The 17,002-nt window shown below is 67.0% G+C and carries 17 protein-coding genes; 5 read left to right on the forward strand and 12 right to left on the reverse strand.

Features of this window, described 5'->3' with window-relative positions; all coding sequences use genetic code 11:
- Positions 1–3: 3 nt before the first annotated feature.
- Together Q7V45_RS17470 and Q7V45_RS17475 are read right to left on the reverse strand one after the other, a co-directional pair.
- A complete protein-coding gene (locus tag Q7V45_RS17470) occupies positions 4–306 on the reverse strand; it encodes an urease subunit gamma (RefSeq protein ID WP_304854318.1) in 303 nt (100 codons plus the stop codon).
- A gap of 49 nt (positions 307–355) precedes the next feature.
- Positions 356–1,174, reverse strand: coding sequence for an urease accessory protein UreD (locus Q7V45_RS17475; RefSeq protein WP_304854320.1), 819 nt, complete (start codon positions 1,172–1,174; stop codon positions 356–358).
- 30 nt (positions 1,175–1,204) lie between these two features.
- On the opposite strand from Q7V45_RS17475, the gene greB reads away from it, so the two are divergent.
- Positions 1,205–1,756, forward strand: coding sequence for a transcription elongation factor GreB (gene greB / locus Q7V45_RS17480; protein WP_304854323.1), 552 nt, complete (start codon positions 1,205–1,207; stop codon positions 1,754–1,756).
- Here the strand turns inward: greB and pcaB are convergent.
- From pcaB to pehA, 4 genes are read right to left on the reverse strand one after another with little or no spacing between them, the layout of a single operon-like run.
- Entirely contained in the window at positions 1,743–3,044 is a 1,302-nt protein-coding gene (gene pcaB / locus Q7V45_RS17485; protein ID WP_304854324.1) for a 3-carboxy-cis,cis-muconate cycloisomerase, read from the reverse strand. The two genes, greB and pcaB, sit on opposite strands and share 14 nt — an antisense overlap.
- Positions 3,045–3,048: 4 nt before the next feature.
- Positions 3,049–3,612, reverse strand: coding sequence for a protocatechuate 3,4-dioxygenase subunit alpha (pcaG, locus tag Q7V45_RS17490; RefSeq protein WP_304854326.1), 564 nt, complete (start codon positions 3,610–3,612; stop codon positions 3,049–3,051).
- On the reverse strand, positions 3,609–4,310 hold the full coding sequence (gene pcaH / locus Q7V45_RS17495) for a protocatechuate 3,4-dioxygenase subunit beta (protein WP_304854328.1): 702 nt from the start codon (positions 4,308–4,310) through the stop codon (positions 3,609–3,611). The genes pcaG and pcaH overlap by 4 nt, the downstream gene beginning before the upstream one ends.
- A gap of 21 nt (positions 4,311–4,331) precedes the next feature.
- A complete protein-coding gene (pehA, locus tag Q7V45_RS17500) occupies positions 4,332–5,864 on the reverse strand; it encodes a phosphoric/sulfuric ester hydrolase PehA (RefSeq protein WP_304854329.1) in 1,533 nt (510 codons plus the stop codon).
- Positions 5,865–5,935: 71 nt separating this feature from the next.
- Between pehA and Q7V45_RS17505 the strand changes: the two genes are divergently transcribed.
- Complete coding sequence (locus tag Q7V45_RS17505) at positions 5,936–6,967, forward strand: C-terminal binding protein (RefSeq protein WP_304854331.1); 1,032 nt, start codon at positions 5,936–5,938, stop codon at positions 6,965–6,967.
- Positions 6,968–6,992: 25 nt separating this feature from the next.
- Here the strand turns inward: Q7V45_RS17505 and Q7V45_RS17510 are convergent, their stop codons facing one another.
- From Q7V45_RS17510 to Q7V45_RS17530, 5 genes are all read right to left on the reverse strand, one after another.
- A complete protein-coding gene (locus tag Q7V45_RS17510) occupies positions 6,993–7,175 on the reverse strand; it encodes a hypothetical protein (protein WP_304854333.1) in 183 nt (60 codons plus the stop codon).
- Positions 7,176–7,206: 31 nt separating this feature from the next.
- Complete coding sequence (locus tag Q7V45_RS17515; RefSeq protein WP_304854334.1) at positions 7,207–8,187, reverse strand: NAD(P)-dependent oxidoreductase; 981 nt, start codon at positions 8,185–8,187, stop codon at positions 7,207–7,209.
- Positions 8,188–8,394: 207 nt separating this feature from the next.
- Positions 8,395–8,793, reverse strand: a complete 399-nt coding sequence (gene hpxZ / locus Q7V45_RS17520; protein WP_304854336.1) for an oxalurate catabolism protein HpxZ — start codon at positions 8,791–8,793, stop codon at positions 8,395–8,397.
- A 220-nt stretch (positions 8,794–9,013) separates the two neighbouring features.
- Positions 9,014–10,396, reverse strand: coding sequence for an AtzE family amidohydrolase (locus Q7V45_RS17525; RefSeq protein ID WP_304854337.1), 1,383 nt, complete (start codon positions 10,394–10,396; stop codon positions 9,014–9,016).
- The gene (locus Q7V45_RS17530; RefSeq protein WP_304854338.1) at positions 10,393–10,581 is read right to left on the reverse strand and encodes an AtzG-like protein; all 189 of its coding nucleotides are present in this window, start codon (positions 10,579–10,581) and stop codon (positions 10,393–10,395) included. Before Q7V45_RS17530 ends, Q7V45_RS17525 begins: the two co-directional genes overlap by 4 nt.
- Positions 10,582–10,848: 267 nt before the next feature.
- On the opposite strand from Q7V45_RS17530, the gene atzF reads away from it, so the two are divergent.
- Both atzF and Q7V45_RS17540 read left to right on the forward strand, forming a co-directional pair.
- Positions 10,849–12,624: an allophanate hydrolase gene (atzF, locus tag Q7V45_RS17535; protein ID WP_304854354.1), complete on the forward strand. Its 1,776-nt coding sequence runs from the start codon at positions 10,849–10,851 to the stop codon at positions 12,622–12,624.
- 69 nt (positions 12,625–12,693) lie between these two features.
- Positions 12,694–13,446, forward strand: coding sequence for an SDR family oxidoreductase (locus Q7V45_RS17540; RefSeq protein WP_304854340.1), 753 nt, complete (start codon positions 12,694–12,696; stop codon positions 13,444–13,446).
- A gap of 107 nt (positions 13,447–13,553) precedes the next feature.
- Here Q7V45_RS17540 and Q7V45_RS17545 read toward each other — a convergent pair whose 3' ends face one another.
- Positions 13,554–14,648, reverse strand: a complete 1,095-nt coding sequence (locus Q7V45_RS17545) for an alpha-hydroxy acid oxidase (RefSeq protein WP_304854342.1) — start codon at positions 14,646–14,648, stop codon at positions 13,554–13,556.
- A gap of 189 nt (positions 14,649–14,837) precedes the next feature.
- Here Q7V45_RS17545 and Q7V45_RS17550 point away from each other — a divergent pair, with 189 nt between their 5' ends.
- Positions 14,838–16,742, forward strand: a complete 1,905-nt coding sequence (locus Q7V45_RS17550) for an ABC transporter substrate-binding protein (protein ID WP_304854344.1) — start codon at positions 14,838–14,840, stop codon at positions 16,740–16,742.
- Positions 16,743–17,002 lie beyond the last annotated feature (260 nt).

A 17,002-nucleotide genomic window follows, 5' to 3' on the forward strand; every position in this document is an offset into this window, starting at 1 on the left:
TCCTCAGCGAATGGGTGCGTGGACGGTGACGAGCTTGGTGCCGTCGGGAAAGGTTGCCTCCACCTGGATCTCTTCCAGCATGTCGGCCACGCCCTCCATGACCTGGGCCCGCGAGATCACATGCGCGCCGTCGCGCATCAGGTCGGCGACCGAGCGGCCGTCACGTGCGCCTTCGACGACGAAATCGGTGATCAGCGCCACCGCCTCGGGATAGTTGAGCTTCACGCCGCGCTCCAGGCGACGGCGCGCCACGATGGCGGCCATGGCCACGAGCAGCTTGTCCTTTTCGCGCGGCGTCAAATTCATTCATTTCCCCCGGCCGGTTGGCCCCGACTATAGCGCGAGCGAGTTTGCATCAAACATGCCAAACGCGCGGCAGGCGGCGGCCACGAAACTCGGTGAGAAACCGGATGGTCGCGTGACGGACCGCCGTCGCTTCGCCCAGCAGGCGCGCGACCAGGATGCCGTTCACGACCGTGACACCGGCACGCACTCCGTCTGCAGCCTCGAGCAGGGCGCGAGACTTCTCGAAATGCGGCAGCGGCGCATCCCACACGCCGATCACGGTCGCCAGCGCATTAGCCGTGCCGAAACCGGCACCATCCGGCGTCTCGCCCTCGACCCGCAACGTGTCGGTCCAGACGAGACGACCGGGGCGGCGCACCGACCAGGCATCGAGCAGCAGGCCCGAGGTGAAGCGTTCGCCCGAGGCGCCACGACCGAGGACCACCATCTCGCAGGCCAGCAGCGAGCCGCCCTCGACCACTTCGGCCACCGTCCGCCGCTTCAGCCGGGCGCCCTCGAACACGATGGTCTCCTGGGGTAGCCAGTCGAGCGTCGCGCCCTCGGCGACCCGTACGTCGACGTCGATCGTGCAGGGAACGCTTCCGCGCGAGGCCCGATAGATCTTCTCGGCCGCCTGCGTGGTCGCCACCGCTGTGGCCCCAGGGCCGATTTCGACCGACATCCTGAGGGCATCGCCGCCGGTCACGCCGCCCGATGTGGTGATCATCACGGCCTGCGGCGGTTCGCCCGGCTCGGATTTCGGGAACAAAACCCGGCAGGGGTCGCGTTGATAGAGATCGCCCAGGCGTGTCTTGCCTTCCCGCAGGTCGAAGGTGACCCGGCTTTCGCCGGAGGCGCGCTGCATGCGGGGGGAGAGACTGGTGGTCATCGGCCCCGACTTGATAGATTAAGGATCGAAATGAGCAAGGCCTTCACCAAGGAAAGCGACGACGGCGACGAGGACGACCTGCCCGACGATGTCGGCGGACTGCCGGCCGGCGCCAAGAACTACATGACCCCGCAGGGCTTCGAGCGCATGCGCGGGGAGCTGATGACGCTCATGCGCAAGGAGCGCCCCGAGGTCGTGCAGGTCGTGTCGTGGGCGGCCGCAAACGGCGACCGCTCGGAGAACGGCGACTATCTCTACGGCAAGAAGCGCCTGCGCGAGATCGACCGCCGCATCCGCTTCCTCAGCAAGCGGCTGGAACGCTCCGAGGTCGTCGATCCGGCCAAGCGCCCGAAGACCGACCAGGTGTTCTTCGGCGCCACTGTCACCTACGTCAATTCCAGGGACGAGGAGCGCACGGTCAAGATCGTCGGCGTCGACGAGGTCGATCCAGGCCGCGGCCATGTGAGCTGGATCTCGCCCATCGCGCGCGCCGTGATGCGGGCCCATGAAGGCGATGCCGTGCGCATGAACACGCCCGGCGGCGAGGAAGAGATCGAGATCCTGAAGGTCACCTACGTTTGAGGTCTGCCAGCAGGCGATCGACGAACTTCGGCGAGTAGCCGAGCAGCGCCGCTTCGTCGGCCAGTTCCGTTTCGAGCCGGCCGAGCGCCTCGACGAAGGACCCGCCCTTGGCCAGCGCCTTCTCGACCAGCGCGTGAGCCTCGTGCTTGCCGATCTTTCGGGCCAGCAGGAAGGTTGCACGCTCGGCGAGGACGGCGGCTTCGGCGGCATCCATATTGGCCTGCAGCGCGTCGGGCTCGATGACGAGTCCGGAGGCGACTTCCGCCATCGCCTCGACAGCCGATCCCAGGCATTCGACCAGCGCGGCGAGCGTCGGCCATTCGGCCTGCCAGCCTCCCAGCGCGCGCTCGTGCTCCTGGGGCATCGCCGCCACGATCGTCGCAGCCAGCATCGGCGCCCGCGCCGCCGCCGATAGAATGAGCGCGGCGCTGACCGGGTTCCGCTTGTGCGGCATTGTCGAAGAGCTGCCACGGCCGGGGCCGGACGGCTCGGCAGCCTCCCCAACTTCGGCCTGCATCATCAGGGCGATGTCGCGCGACGCCTTGGCGAGCGCCCCGACGACCAGCGCGCAGTCCTGCGCGAAGGCGGCGACGCGGACACGTTGCGTGAACCACGGTCCCGGCGGCATCGCGAGCTTCAGCTGCTTTGCCAGCACCGTCATCACCTCTTCGGCTTCGGGCCCCAGCGCCGTCAGGCTTCCCGAGGCGCCGCCGAACTGCACGACCTGCGTCTCCCCGAAACTCTCCACGAGCCGCCGCTTCGCGCGGTCGATGTCGGTGGCCCAGCCGGCGACTTTCTGCCCGAGCGCCAGCGGCGTGGCCGGCTGGAGCAGCGTCCGGCCGAGCATCGGCGTCGTGCGGTGTTTCTTCGCCAGACGCGCGAAGGCCGAGACGATGCCGTCGAGCGCCTTCAGGAGCGGCGGCAGCGCCTCGCCGAGCTGCAGCACCATGGCCGTGTCGATCACGTCCTGGCTGGTGGCCCCCCAATGGACATAATCGGCGGCCTTCGGGTCGCGCCTGGCAACCTGTTCGGTCAGCGCCTTCACGACCGGCACGGTGAGCGTCGCCGTCCGACGTGCCGCGGCGGCGAGCGGTGCGGGATCATAGAGGGCGGGATCGCAGGCCATGACGATGACCGACGCGGCGCGTTTCGGGATCAGGCCGGCCGCCGCGGTCGCCTCGGCAAGCGCCGCCTCGAAGCGCAGCATGTGGCGCAAGGTGGCGGTATCGGAGAAGCAGTCGGCGGTCGACGCCGAAGACCCCAAGGCAGAGACCAGACGAACCGTCATGGGTTCAGCAATCGAAGAAGACGGTTTCGTTCGGCCCACCCAGGTACAGGGGCAGCCGCCAGACGCCGGCCTCGTCGCGCGTCGCGATCAGCGTGGCGCGGCGCGAGGGATCGACCAGCGCAAGCACCGGATCCTCGGCCAGCGCCGGATCGCCGTCGAAATAGAGACGCGTCGCAAGACGATTGAGGACGCCGCGCGCGAACACGGAGATGTTGATGTGCGCCGCCTGCAGGCCACCTGCCGGCCACGGCACGCGGCCAGGCTTCACCGTGGCGAAGCGCGCGCATCCCGCAAGGTCGGTCGACGCCCGGCCGAAGCCTTCGAACCCGGCATCGAGCGGCAGGTTGCGACGATCCTCGGGATGGTTGTAGCGCCCGTGGCTGTTGGCCTGCCAGATCTCGAGCAGGCCGTCGGGCACGGTCGCGCCCGCGGCGTCGTACAAGGTGAGCGCGATCTCGATCTTCTCGCCCGCGACGCCGGGCGCCGCCAGGTCCTGGCGATAGGCGTTGGTGACGGTGCCGAAATAGAACGGGCCGATCGTCTGCGACGGCGTCAACGCGCGGCTCATGGGGTCTCCATCGGCGTGGCGTGGCGGCCGCGCAGCACGATGTCGAAGCGATATCCCAACGCCCAGCCCGGCTGCGTCGCGTCCATGTCGAAGGCCGCCTGCAGCCGCTCCCGGGCGCCTTCCGGCACCGAGTTGTAGATCGGGTCGAAGGCGAGCAGCGGATCGTTCTGGAAATACATCTGCGTGATCAGGCGCGTGGCGAAGGCGGGCCCGAACAGCGAGAAATGGATGTGCGCCGGCCGCCAGGCATTGTGGTGGTTGCCCCACGGATAGGCGCCGGGCTTGATGGTGATGAACCTGTAAGTGCCGTCGGCATCGGCGCGGGCGCGGCCGCCGCCGTAGAAATTCGGATCGAGCGGCGCATCGTGCTGGTCGCCGGGATGATGGTAGCGGCCGGCCGCATTGCACTGCCAGATCTCGACCAGCGCCCCGGGGACTGGCCTGCCTTCCTCGTCGAGGACGCGACCGTGCACGATGATGCGTTCGCCGAGCGGCTCGCCCATGCGCCGGCGCGTGAGATCGTTCTCGCCCGCGTCGAGCCGCTCCTCCTTCAGCAGCGGCCCGGTGATTTCCGACAGGGTGTGCGGCAGCACGATCGCCGGCTTCGACGGCGAACGGCTGACCGTGGACTTGTAGGCCGGTGAGAGGCTGGGCGGATGATGTCCCGCTGCGGGCCGGCGGTACGTTTCCTCGTTCATACCGCCGAGCTTAGCGCCGGTTCAGGCCGCGCGCACCTCCAGCCCCTGCGGCGTGGCGCGATAGCCGGTCAGGGTGCGCTCCGCATAGCCCAGCCGCCAGTCGAGCATCTTACGGGCATAGTCGGCGACCGTCCCGGCATAGGCCGGATCGGCGGCACAGTTGACGAACTGGCCGGGGTCCTTCCGGAGGTCGAACAGGAGCGGCGGCAGGGCCGCGAAGTGCACGTACTTGAAGTTCTCGTCCTGCACGACGGCGAGCGAGCACTTGTCCATCGGCACACCCAGCGCCGATTCAGGCTTGCTGTAATGGAGGTCGCGGAAGTCGAATTCGTAGTGCACCTCGGTGCGCCAGTCGGCCGGCACCGTGCCTTCGCAGAAGGGAGTCAGCGACCGCCCGTCGCACTGGCGCGGCACCGGCAGCCCCATCCAATCGAGGATCGTCGGCATGGTGTCGATGGTCTCGGTGAAGCGATCGACGATCGTGCCACGGGTACCGTTTGCCTCGGCCCGCGGATCGCGGATGACCATCGGTATGCGATAGGATTCGTCGAAGTAGCCGATCTTGCCCAGCAGGTGATGGTCGCCGCCCTGCTCGCCATGATCGCAGGTGAAGACGATCAGCGTGTCGTCCCACTGCCCCGTCTCCTTCAGATAGTCGAACACGCGGCCCAGGTGATCGTCGATCTCGCTCATCAGGCCGCAATAGGTGGCGCGCATCTGCGCCACCTCGGCCTCCGTCATGTCCGAACCGAGCGCCTGTCCGTCCTGGAAGAAGCTCGCCTGCTTGATGTTGCGCACATAGTAGTCGAGCAGCGCATTCTGCCGGCCCTCCTCGACGGGCGACGCCGCGCGAACCGGCTTCGGCATGTCCTCGGGGCGATACATGGAGTTGTAGGGCTCCGGCGCGATGAACGGCGGATGCGGCCTGTAGTAGCCGAGATGCAGGAACCACGGCTTGCCGCCGCGGCCGCGCAGATAGTCGAGTCCGCGCTCGGTGAACCAGGCCGTGTCCGACAGTTCCTTGGGAATGACCGCCGGCCGTCCGGTCGCGCCGGCCCCCGCCTCTCCCTGCGGCAGCCAGATGTCCTCTCGGGTCTTCGGCAGGTCGAAGCCCTGGCTGGCGACCCAGCCGAAATAGGCGTCGCGGTTTTCGAAAGCGCCGACCGAATGGAAGCCTTCCATGATGTCGCCCAGCACGAAGAAGCGCGGATCGTTGGGGGCGGTGTGGCGCGGATCGGGCGTCGTGGTCGTGTAACCTACGAGCGCGGGATCGTAGCCGCCGCGCCGCAGCTCGTGCGCGAGGTTGGTGAAGCGCGAGGCCAGCGGAATCGTGTTCTGCACCGCGCGATGGTTCATCATGTACTGGCCGGTCAGCAGGCTGGCGCGCGCCGGGCCGCAGGGCACTCCTTGCGTGAAGTGATTGCGGAACGTCACGCCCTCGGCGCACAGCCGGTCGAGGTTGGGCAGCTTCAGATAGTCCGCGCCGAGCTTGGGCAGCATCAGCCCACGCCACTGGTCGACGACGATCAACAGGACATTCTTGGACGCAGGCATGTTCATTCACCGAGGTTGGACGGCGGCGGGATTGCGATAGAGTGCCGCCAAATCGACGGAGGAGACAACACGTGGCGCGTTTCAAGATCGTGACGACGGGACCGGGAAAGACCGATCATTCGCTGGAAATGGAGACGCTTGGGCCCATCGGCGCGGAAATCGTCGAAGTTTCTGGCGACGAGGCCGAGCTCATCAAGGCGGTCGCCGATGCCGACGCCATCTACGGCAAGGGCCGCCCCCGGATCACCGCCAAGGTCATCGAGGCGGCCAAGAAGCTGAAGGTCGTGTCGCTGGGCAGCGTCGGCGTGGATTCGGTGGACGTGGACACAGCCACCCAGCTCGGCATCCCGGTCACCAACGTGCCCGACACCTTCATCGAGGAGGTGGCCGATCATGCCATGACGCTGATCCTCGCGAGCTGGCGGCGCCTGGTGGTGCAGGACCAGATGGTGCGCAAGGGCGAATGGGCCAAGGGCCGGCCGCACCTCTACCAGTTCCCGCGCCTGATGGGCATGACACTGGGCTTCATCTCGTTCGGCCATGTCGCCCGCGCCGTCGCCAAGCGCGCTGCGCCATTCGGCTTCCAGATGCTGGCCTACGATCCCTATATCGAGGAGCTGGTCATGTCCGACTACGGCGTCCAGCCGGTCGGCTATGACGAGCTGCTGCAGCGCTCGGACATCGTGAGCATGCATGCGCCCGGCACCAAGGATGCGCATCACCTGATGAAGGAGAAGCATTTCCGCCAGATGAAGAAGACGGCGCTGTTCGTGAACACCGGCCGTGGTTCCACCGTGGACGAACCGGCCATGATCAAGGCGCTGCAGGAAGGCTGGATCGCCGGCGCCGGCCTCGACGTGCTCGAGACCGAGCCGGTCGGCCACAACAATCCGCTGCTCGCGATGGACAACGTCATCCTGACGGCCCACGTCGCCTCGGCCTCGAGCCGCTTCGATCCCGCGCGTAAGCGCCGCGTTGGCGCCGAGCTCGCGCTGGTGCTGGGCGGCAGGTGGCCGCGCGCCTGCGTCAATCCGATGGTGCTGGAGAAGTCCAAGCTGCAGCGCTGGCAGCCCTTCTCGATGGAGCGCGGGCCCGGCAACTAGGCCGGGACGATTTATCCGCGCCGGCTCACGACTTCTGTTGCTGCAGCCGGTCGCGCATCGCCCGGTCGCACTGCGCCAGACTCTCGAACGGCCCGAGGATGACATGACCGCCGTCATCCATCGCATACCATCCGGTCTGGGTGAGGTTATAGTCGCCCAGATCCTCGCTCGGGACATGGACGGCGATCAGATCCTTCGGCGTGCGCATACGGTGCACATGCGCCCGCCTAGGAGGCTTTTCAACCCCGGCGGGTCCAGCCTGGAAGATTGACTGCGCCGGGCGGCACCTCGCCCCTCACCAGCGCCTCGACCTGGCGGACCGTGTCCATCGCCTGGCTTTCGCTGGCGGGCGGCGTCAGGCCGCCGATATGCGGCGTGGCGATGACGTTGGGCAGGCGCGCCAGCTCGGGCGATGGCATCTGGTCGGGTGCCCGGCCGACATCCATCGCCGCGCCGGCAATGCGACCCTCGGTCAGAACCTTCGCCAGCGCCGCCTCGTCGACGAGGTTGCCGCGCGACATGTTGATGAAGAAGGCGTCCGGCTTCATGTGCGCGAAGGCAGCCGCATCGAGCAGGTTCTCGGTCTCTTCGTTGGCGATGGCGAGGCAGATCACATAATCGGCCCTGGCCAGCAGGTCCCCCATCGGCAGCTTCACGAAGCGCGGATCGTCGACCTGGGCATAGGGATCGGACACCAGCACGGTCATGCCGAGCTGGGCCAGCACCGGCGCCAGCGCGCGTGAGATGCGGCCGTAGCCGATGATGCCGGCCGTCGAACCACCGAGCTGCCGGCCGACCCTGATCTCGGGCTTCACGCCCTCATGGTAGGCCGTCGCCGCCCGCGTGATGCCTCGCGACAGGTCGACCAGCAAACCCAGCGTGAGTTCGACCACCGACGGGACGAAGCCGGCCTCCGCCTGTGTCACGAGAACGCCGGCCTTCGTGGCCGCCGCGACGTCGATGTTGCGGATGTCGATGGCGCTGCGCATCACCGCGCGAAGCCCCGGAAGGCTCTCGAAGACCAGGGCCGGGATCGCGGTCGCCCGATCGGCCACGATGAAATCGACGCCACGCGCCATCCCGATCACGCCCTGCGGATCGAGCGGCGCCTCGCCCTCGTGCAGCACGACCTCGACCAGCTCCTGTAGCCGTGTGAGGGCGCGGGTCCCGTAGTACTGCCGCCGCGCGAGAGGGGCGTGGGTGAGAAGAAGCTTGTCCATGCCGTTCAGCTTACGCCGGCAACGGGGAGAAAGAACCTAGCGGGCTGTTGAATCAGGCCTTTCAGAAGCGCCGGCAAGCAACATTGTTACATCAACGGTCACCACGACCCAGGATTCCGGGGGGGGGGGGCGATATTCGTTTTATTTGTTTCGTTTATTTCGTTTGTTTCGCTTATTCGCCATGACTCCGACGTTTTCAACGGTCTGCTAGCTCTTCATCGGCGTCGCTTCGCCCACCAGCGAGACATGGGCGGCGACGATGCGCCAGCCGTCGGGCGTGCGCATCCAGGTATGGCTCTGCCGGCCGGGTTTGCTTGCGCCGTGCCGCTGGAACTCGCAGTTGGCCGTGCCGAAGTCGCGACCGTAGGTGACGATCCAGAGCTTCAGCAGGTCGCGGTTCGGCACGAACTGCGGGTTGCGGCCCGAGCGGAAAGCGGCGATCTGGTCGTAACCGTAGAGCTGCTCGCCGACGCCGTAGCGCAGCGTGTGCGGACTCTTCCAGAAGAGCTCGTCCAGCACCTCGACATCGTTGCTGTTCAGCGCCGCCTCGTAGCGATTGAACGCCGCCGTCACCTCGGCGACGACTTCGGGGATGTTGATTTCCATGCGGTCTCCTCAGAGTCTGACTCGAAATGAAAGCAGCTAAAACAACAGGTTATGAACGGGCCCGATAACCTCACCCTGAGGAGCATCGCGCAGCGATGCGTCTCGAAGGGTGGGAACGAGCACCTTGCCTGTTGCCCATCCTTCGAGACGCGCCGCGGGGCGGCGCTCCTCAGGATGAGGTAAGGGCTTGAATCGATTCAATTGATTTCCGGTCAGACCCTCAGGCGGGCGGCGCGGCGGCGACGCCGAGCTTCTGCAGATGCGCGGCCACGCGCAGCGCGGCCTGTTCGTTGTAGGGCTTGGCGATGAGCTGCACGCCGATCGGCAGGCCGCCGGGCCGCTGCAGCGGCGCCACGGCGACCGGCAGGCCGATGAAGGAGATCGGTTGGGTGTAGATGCCGAGATTGGCGCGCACCGCCAGCTCGACGCCGTCCAGCGTCATCATGGTCTGGCCGAGCTTGGGCGCGGTGCAGGGCGTGGCCGGCGCCAGGATCACGTCGACCTCCTCGAACAGCTTCAGCACGTGGGCGCGATACTGGCGACGGAACCGCTGCGCCTTCACGTACCAGGCGCCGGGCAGCAGGGCGCCGGCCATGAAGCGTTCGCGCGTGTCGGGATCGAAATCCTGCGGTCGTGTGCGCAGCCGTGGCAGATGGAGCTGCGCGCCTTCGATCGCGGTGATGACATAGGCCGCCGCCCGCGCCGCAGCCGCCTGCGGCAGCACGACGGTCTTCTTGGCGCCCAACACCTTGGCCACGGTCGCCACGGCCTCGAACGCCTCGGGCTCGCCGCCCCGGGCGAAGTAGTCGCCGGCAATGGCAATGCGCAGCCCGTCGACGCCTTCGACCAGCCGCGGCAGCGTCGGATCGGCCGGCCGGTCGGTACAGACGGGATCGTCCGAATCCCAGCCCTGCATGGCATCGAAGGAGAGCGCCAGGTCTTCCGCCGAACGGGCGATCGGACCGAGATGATCGAAGGAATCGACGAAGGGAAACGACCCGGCGCGGCTCAGCCGTCCATAGGTCGGCTTCAGGCCAAACAGGCCGCAGAGCGAGGAGGGAACCCGGATCGAGCCGTTGGTGTCGGAGCCCAGCGCCAGGGGCACCTCGCCCGCCGCCACCGCCGCGCCCGAGCCGCCGGACGAACCGCCCGTCATGCGCGTCGGGTCGTGCGGGTTGCGCGACGGCCCATAGTGGGCGTTCTCGCCGGTGAAGTCGTAGGCGTATTCGCCCATGTTGAGGCCACCGACCAGGATCGCGCCGGCCGCTTCGAGCTTGCGCACCAGCGCGCCGTCGCGTTCCGCCTTGGGGCCGTCGATGTTGATCTTCGAGCCGGCACGCGTCGGCAGGCCGGCAATGTCGAACAGGTTCTTCACCGCGAAGGGCACGCCGATCAACGGCCCGCGATGCAGGCCGGCATCGATTTCCGCCGCCCGCTTGCGGGCGCGCGCGGCCACGACATCGGTGAAGGCGTTCACCGTGGGCTCGGCCGCCTCGACGCGCTTCAGGGTGGCGTCGATCACGGCAGCGGCCTTGACCCTGCCGCTCATCACGGCGCCCGCGATCTCCGTCGCGGTCGCGGCCTTCGACGTGGGGTCGCTCATGGCCGGAACACCGGAGCCGACATCAGCTCGTCCTCGAGTTCCAGCTCGAGCAGCGGCCGCGCGATCATCAGGGAGCGCTCGACGTTCAGGATCACGTTGGGCAGATACTCGGGTGCGATCGCGAGGCCTGCGGTTTTCGCGCCCTCCTCGACCATGCGCGCCACGTCACGCTTCTCTTCGGCCATGCGCTTCCTTCTTTCATTCAATCGGGATGACGGTCTTCAGACGACATGGAGATCGCGGCGCATGAGCCGGTAGCTCGCGCCCAGTTCCTGTCCAAGCTGCCGAAGAATCTGCAGGATTGCCAGCCCGGCCGCCGTGTCATGCGCGCGACGCTTCATGGCACACCCTCGCTCTCCCGTTTCCCGCGCAGCCGAGAAGGCAAGGACCGTGCCAATGCCTGCGCGAATCTGGAGGCTGCAATTGCCGTGGCGCTTGTCTACAACCGGCCCATGACAGGCTTTCTCGACCTCGGGGTTCACGCGCTGCTCGGCGCCTATCGCGCCGGCACGCTCGACGTGCGTCAGACCATCGACGAGGTGCTGAAGCGCATCGCAAACGCGGGCGACGACAAGGTCTGGATCTCGCGGGCGTCCGACGCCGATCTCCGGGCGCAGGCCGCAGCGCTCGATGCAAGGCGGGACGATATCGACCGGTTGCCGCTCTATGGCGTGCCCTTCGCGGTGAAGGACAATCTCGACGTGGCCGGCATGGTGACGACCGCGGCCTGTCCGGGCTTTGCCTACGAGGCGAAGGCTTCCGCGGAAGTCGTACGGCGCCTGGTGGACGCCGGCGCGATCGTGGTCGGCAAGACGAACCTCGATCAGTTCGCCACCGGCCTCGTCGGCGTGCGCTCGCCCTATGGCGTGCCGCGCAATCCATTCGACGCCTCGTACGTGCCCGGCGGATCGAGTTCGGGATCGGCGGTCGCGGTCTCGTCGGGCCTCGTGAGCTTCTCGCTGGGAACCGACACCGCGGGGTCGGGCCGCGTGCCGGCCGGCTTCAACAACATCGTCGGCCTGAAGCCGACGCCCGGCCTGCTCAGCAACGAAGGTATGGTACCGGCCTGTCGCTCGCTCGACTGCACCTCGATCTTCGCGCTTTCCTGCGCCGATGCCGATGCAGTGCTCGCCGTCGCGGCCGAACCGCAGGCGACTCCTGCCATCGGCCGGACCTTCCGCTTCGGCATCCTCGGCACGAAGGACGCGGAGTTCTTCGGCGACGTCGCCTACGCGACGCTCTATGCGCAATCGATCGAACGGCTGAAGGGGCTGGGCGGCACGCCGGTCGAGATCGACTACGCGCCGTTCCGCGATGCCGCGCAGCTTCTCTACAACGGCCCCTGGGTCGCCGAGCGCACCGCGGCGGTCGGCGCCTTCATGGAGGGCGCCGACGACACGGCGGGCGTCTGGCCGACGACACGCAACATCGTGCTGAGCGGCCTCGAGTACAGCGCCGTCGATGCCTTCGAGGGCCAGTACCGGCTCGCCGACCTCAAGGCGCGCGCCTTCAACGAGACGAAGGGGCTCGATTTTCTGGCGGTGCCCACGGCCGGCACGATCTACAAGCTGGCCGATCTCGACCGCGAGCCGGTGCTCTACAATTCGCATCTCGGCCACTACACCAACTTCGTGAACTTCTTCGGCCTCTCGGCGCTTGCCGTGCCGGCCGGCTTCCGGCCCGATGGCATGCCGTTCGGCATCACCCTGATCTCGCGCGCCCATGCCGAACGCGCCCTGCTGGCGTTCGGCGCCCGCTGGCAACGCGCGGTGCCGCTGCCGCTTGGCAAGACGATGAGCCGCCTGCCTCAGCCTGAGAGCGATCCCGTCGTCGTGGAGGATCGCGTGCCCGTCGCCGTGGTCGGCGCGCATATGAGCGGTCTCCCCCTGAACGGCCAGCTTCTGGAGCTGGGCGGCCGGCTGCAGAGCGCCGGCAAGACCGCCCCCACCTATCGCTTCTATGCCCTGCCCGGCGGCCCGCCCCATCGGCCGGGCCTGGTGCGCGTCAGCGAGGGCGGCAGCGCCATCGAACTTGAAGTCTGGAGCCTGCCGGCCGAGAGGATCGGCGACCTGCTCCGACGCATCCCCGCGCCGCTCGGCCTCGGCAGGGTGAGTCTGGCCGACGGGACCGACGTCGCGGGGTTCCTCTGCGAGGCACACGCGGCGCAGGATGCGCAGGACATCACGTCGCTGGGCGGCTGGCGGGCCTACCTCGACACGCTGCGGTAGCGCGTTGCCCTTCAACTGCGGGGCGCCGGTCTGCTAGGGTCCGCTCCTTCGAGGAGAGGAAACGAACCCATGAGTGGAAAGATCGCCGTCGTCACCGGCGCGGGCAGCGGCATCGGCCGCGCCTCGGCGCTGGCCCTGCTGAACAACGGCTACAAGGTCGCGCTGGCGGGGCGCCGCAAGGAGGCGCTGGACGAGACGGCGTCGATGGCCGGCAACAACGCACCGAATGCGCTCGCCGTACCGACCGACGTCACCAAGCGCGACGACATCGTGGCATTGTTCGCCAAGGTGAAGGCCACCTGGGGTCGCCTCGACCTGCTGTTCAACAATGCCGGCGGTGGCGCGCCGCCCGTGCCGCTGGAGGAGCTGCCCTACGAGACCTGGTTGAACGTCGTGGCGGCGAACCTGACGGGACCGTTCCTGTGCACGCAGGAAGCCATGAAGATCATGAGGGACCAGACGCCGCGCGGCGGCCGCATCATCAACAACGGCTCGATCTCGGCGCATGCGCCGCGGCCCTTCTCGGTGGCCTACACCTCGACCAAGCACGCCATCACCGGCCTCACCAAGTCGACGTCGCTCGACGGCCGCGCCTACGACATCGCCTGCGGCCAGATCGATATCGGCAATGCCGTGTCGCCGATGACCGAACGCATGACCAAGGGTGTCCTGCAGCCCAACGGCACGACCATCGCCGAGCCGCGCATGGACGTCTCCGCCGTGGCGAATGGCATCGTCTACATGGACAGCCTGCCGCTCGACGCCAACGTGCAGTTCATGACCGTGATGGCCACGAAGATGCCGTTTGTTGGTAGAGGCTAGCGCGCAGCGCTAGCCTCTGGCGGGCGGCAGCGCCTTCTGAGGCGCGAGAGCCCGCATGGCGCAGAATAGACACGCGGGGGTGAAACCCGCAGTCCGAAGACGAGGGCTCAGTAACCCTCGTCCTGCAGGTTGAGCAGCGGGAACGCGCTGTGCACGCCGGTCAGGTTGGTCGGCATGCTCTTCGCGATGTAGCTCTTGTCGAGCTGCGCCAGCGAGGTGACGCCCAGCAGGCCCATCACCTCCTTCATCTCCTCTTCGAGCAGCTCGATCACGCGCTCGATGCCGGCGGCCCCGGCGGCGGCGAGGCCGTAGCAGTAGAGACGGCCGAGGCCGACCCAGTCGGCGCCCATACAGATCGCCTTCACGATGTCGCTGCCGCGGCTGAAGCTGCCGTCGACAGCCACCTTGGCGCGACCCGCCACCGCCTCGACGATCTCCGGCAGCACCTCGGCCGAGCCGCGCCCATGGTCAAGCTGACGGCCGCCATGGTTGGAGCAGTAGACCGCCCAGACGCCGTTCTGGCAGGCGAGCTCGGCATCCTCGCCGGTGCCGATCCCCTTCAGCATGAACTTCACGTCGGGGAATTTCTCGCGGACGGCGATGAAATTCTTCCAGGAGAAGGCCGCCTGATGGTCCTGCCCGGTGGCCGCCGCACGCCACGACTTCACGAAGCGCTTGGCGATGTCGCGCTCGCGCCGGCTGTAGACCTGCGTGTCGACGGTGATGCAGAAGGCATCGTAGCCGGCGTCCATCGCCTGCTTCACCCGGTCCGCGACCCACGCATCGTCACCGCGCACATAGAGTTGGTAGATCTTGGGTCCCGCGCCGCCCTTCACGATGTCCTCGAGCTTGAGGGTGGTCACCGAGCTGATCAACATCGCCACGTTGCCCGCGCCTGCCCCCTGGGCGACGGTGATTCCGCCGCCGGGCTCGAACGATTCCAGCGATCCGACGGGCGCCAGCATCACCGGCAGGCGGATCCTCTGCCCGAGGATTTCGGAGGACGGATCGATCTTCGAAACGTCGCGCAGCACGCGCGGCTTGAAGGCGACCGTGTCGAGCGCCAGCCGGTTGCGACGCAGCGTGGTCTCGGTCTCGGTACCGCCGATCAAATAATCCCAGATATTCGGACTAAGCCTGATTTTCGCCGCTTTTACGATCTCGTGTAGCGTCACGAAGTCGCTCTCAAGGCCGCTCGTCATCGTTCCCTCGAATCTTTCAATTTCGATGGTTTTCTTGCGCGTCTCCTCCATCACGTCAACGTGGCGTCACAGGCGACGGCCAGCATTGACGGTGGCACTTCGGGACGATTTTATCGCCCCCCGGGCACTCGCCCGGCGGAACCAGCAGGAACGGCCTGCTGCCCGCAGGCAATCGGTGAAGGACTTGAGATGAAGAGACGCGTTCTGACGGCAGCACTGGTCTTCGGGTGGATGGCGGGGCCTGCCTTCGCTGCCGATCCCGTGCCCGCCCTCAAGGAAACGCCGATGCTCGCCGACCAGGTGAAGTCCGGCGCCCTGCCTCCGGTCGACAAGCGCGTCCCCGAGCAGCCCTTGGTCGTGAGGCAGTTCGCGGGCGGTGACGGTCCCGGACAGCAGGGCGGCCAGCTCAACATGCTGGTGGCCAGTTCGCGCGATACGCGCCTGATGACGGTCTTCAGCTACACCCGCCTGATCGTCTACGATGACAAGTTCAAGCTGAAGCCCGACATCCTCGAGAGCTACGAGGTGAAGGACGGCCGCGAGTTCACGTTCAAGCTGCGTGCCGGACACAAATGGTCCGATGGCCACCCGTTCACGACCGAGGATTTCCGCTTCTTCTGGGAAGACGTCGCCAACAACAAGGATGTCTCCGCAGGAGGGCCGAATGTCGAGCTCCTGGTCGACGGACAACCGCCCAAGGTCGAGATCATCGACCCGCTCACCATCAAGTACACATGGGACAAGCCCAACCCCTACTTCATCGAGAGCCAGGCGCGCGCCGCCCCCCTGTTCCTCTTCCGACCTGCCCATTACCTGAAGAAGTTCCACGCCAGGTACACGCCCGAGGCCGAGATCCTGAAGTCCGCCCGGGGCGGCCAACAGAGCTGGCTGTCGATCTATCGACGCCTGGACGTGATGTACGCCGCCGACAACGTCGATCTGCCCACGCTCAACCCCTGGGTGGGCACGACGGCGTCGCCGGCGCAGCGCTTCGTCTACCTGCGCAATCCCTACTATCACCGCATCGACGAGAAGGGGCAGCAGCTGCCCTATGTCGACCGGGTGATCTTCACGGTGGCGGCCGCCAACCTGGTGCCGGCCAAGGCGGGCCTCGGCGAGGCCGACCTGCAGCCGCGCTACCTCAACATGCGCGACTACACTTTCCTGCAGAAGAGCGCGCAGTCTTCGGGTGTGAACGTGCGCCTGTGGGAGGCAGGGTCGGGTTCGCAGCTCGCGCTCTATCCCAACCTCACCACCAACGATGCTGAGTGGCGCAAGCTCATGCGCGACGTGCGCTTCCGCCGGGCGCTCTCGCTGGCGATCGACCGCGAGGAACTCAATCAGGTCGTCTATATCGGCCTGGCCAAGCCGTCCAACAACACGATCATGCCGCGCTCGGAGCTGTTCAAGCCCGAGTACGCGACCAAGTGGGCGAACTACGATCCCAAGCTCGCCAACAAGCTGCTGGACGAGATCGGCCTCACGAAGAAGGACAGCCAGGGCATCCGCCTGTTGCCCGACGGCCGTCCGGCAACGATCGTCGTCGAGCATGCCAGCGAGGAAACCGAAGACAATGACGCGCTCGCCCTGATCGCGGACGGCTGGAAGAAGATCGGCATCAAGATGCTGACCAAGCCGCAGACGCGCGACAACTTCCGGCTCCGTACCTCCTCGGGTGAAGCCATCATGACGGCTTTCGCGGGCGCGGTGACGGCGGTTCCGACGCCCAATACCAGCCCCAAGGAGTTCGCGCCGACCATGCTGGGCGGCCTGCAATGGGCGCGCTGGGGCATGTTCGTGGAGTCCAAGGGCAAGCAGGGCGAGAAGTGCGACCTCGAATCGGCCTGCAAGCTCCTCGACTACGTGAAGGAATGGGAAGCCGGCGCAACCGAGGATGACCGCCGCAAGGCCTGGGACAAGATCCTCGCCACCAACGCCGACGAGGTCTTCTCGATCGGCACCGTCAACGGCATCCGCCAGCCGATCGTGGTCGGCCCGAAGGTGCGCAACGTCCCGAAGGAAGGCTACTACGCCTGGGATCCGGGCGGTTACATCGGCCTCTACCAGCCCGACACGTTCTGGATCGCCCAGTAGGATCACCTTCCTCCCCATTCAAATGGGTAGGTGGCGGCGTTACGCCGGCGGAGGGGTCATGACCTTGTTGCGACGCCCATGACCCCATCGCCCCGTATGACGGGGCACTTCGCCATTTGAATGCAGGGCTGTCCGGGGAAAATGACGCGCGATTTCGGATAGGGGAAAATTGTCATCCCGAGCGCAGCGAGGGACCTTTAGAGCCGCCGACAAAGGTCCCTCGCTGCGCTCGGGATGACAAAGTGCGTACAAATAGGGCC

This window comes from Reyranella sp. (genome assembly GCF_030651995.1).
GTDB lineage: Bacteria > Pseudomonadota > Alphaproteobacteria > Reyranellales > Reyranellaceae > Reyranella.

Bases quoted from the DNA above. Each gene is read 5' to 3' on its own strand.
- Q7V45_RS17515 (WP_304854334.1), bottom strand. From the start codon at position 8,187: ATGGACAAGCTTCTTCTCACCCACGCCCCTCTCGCGCGGCGGCAGTAC.
- Q7V45_RS17510 (WP_304854333.1), bottom strand. From the start codon at position 7,175: ATGCGCACGCCGAAGGATCTGATCGCCGTCCATGTCCCGAGCGAGGAT.
- atzF (WP_304854354.1), top strand. From the start codon at position 10,849: ATGACAGGCTTTCTCGACCTCGGGGTTCACGCGCTGCTCGGCGCCTAT.
- pcaB (WP_304854324.1), bottom strand. From the start codon at position 3,044: ATGACGGTTCGTCTGGTCTCTGCCTTGGGGTCTTCGGCGTCGACCGCC.
- Q7V45_RS17475 (WP_304854320.1), bottom strand. From the start codon at position 1,174: ATGACCACCAGTCTCTCCCCCCGCATGCAGCGCGCCTCCGGCGAAAGC.
- greB (WP_304854323.1), top strand. From the start codon at position 1,205: ATGAGCAAGGCCTTCACCAAGGAAAGCGACGACGGCGACGAGGACGAC.
- pcaG (WP_304854326.1), bottom strand. From the start codon at position 3,612: ATGAGCCGCGCGTTGACGCCGTCGCAGACGATCGGCCCGTTCTATTTC.
- Q7V45_RS17470 (WP_304854318.1), bottom strand. From the start codon at position 306: ATGAATTTGACGCCGCGCGAAAAGGACAAGCTGCTCGTGGCCATGGCC.
- Q7V45_RS17525 (WP_304854337.1), bottom strand. From the start codon at position 10,396: ATGAGCGACCCCACGTCGAAGGCCGCGACCGCGACGGAGATCGCGGGC.
- pehA (WP_304854329.1), bottom strand. From the start codon at position 5,864: ATGCCTGCGTCCAAGAATGTCCTGTTGATCGTCGTCGACCAGTGGCGT.
- Q7V45_RS17540 (WP_304854340.1), top strand. From the start codon at position 12,694: ATGAGTGGAAAGATCGCCGTCGTCACCGGCGCGGGCAGCGGCATCGGC.
- hpxZ (WP_304854336.1), bottom strand. From the start codon at position 8,793: ATGGAAATCAACATCCCCGAAGTCGTCGCCGAGGTGACGGCGGCGTTC.
- Q7V45_RS17550 (WP_304854344.1), top strand. From the start codon at position 14,838: ATGAAGAGACGCGTTCTGACGGCAGCACTGGTCTTCGGGTGGATGGCG.
- Q7V45_RS17530 (WP_304854338.1), bottom strand. From the start codon at position 10,581: ATGGCCGAAGAGAAGCGTGACGTGGCGCGCATGGTCGAGGAGGGCGCG.
- Q7V45_RS17545 (WP_304854342.1), bottom strand. From the start codon at position 14,648: ATGACGAGCGGCCTTGAGAGCGACTTCGTGACGCTACACGAGATCGTA.
- pcaH (WP_304854328.1), bottom strand. From the start codon at position 4,310: ATGAACGAGGAAACGTACCGCCGGCCCGCAGCGGGACATCATCCGCCC.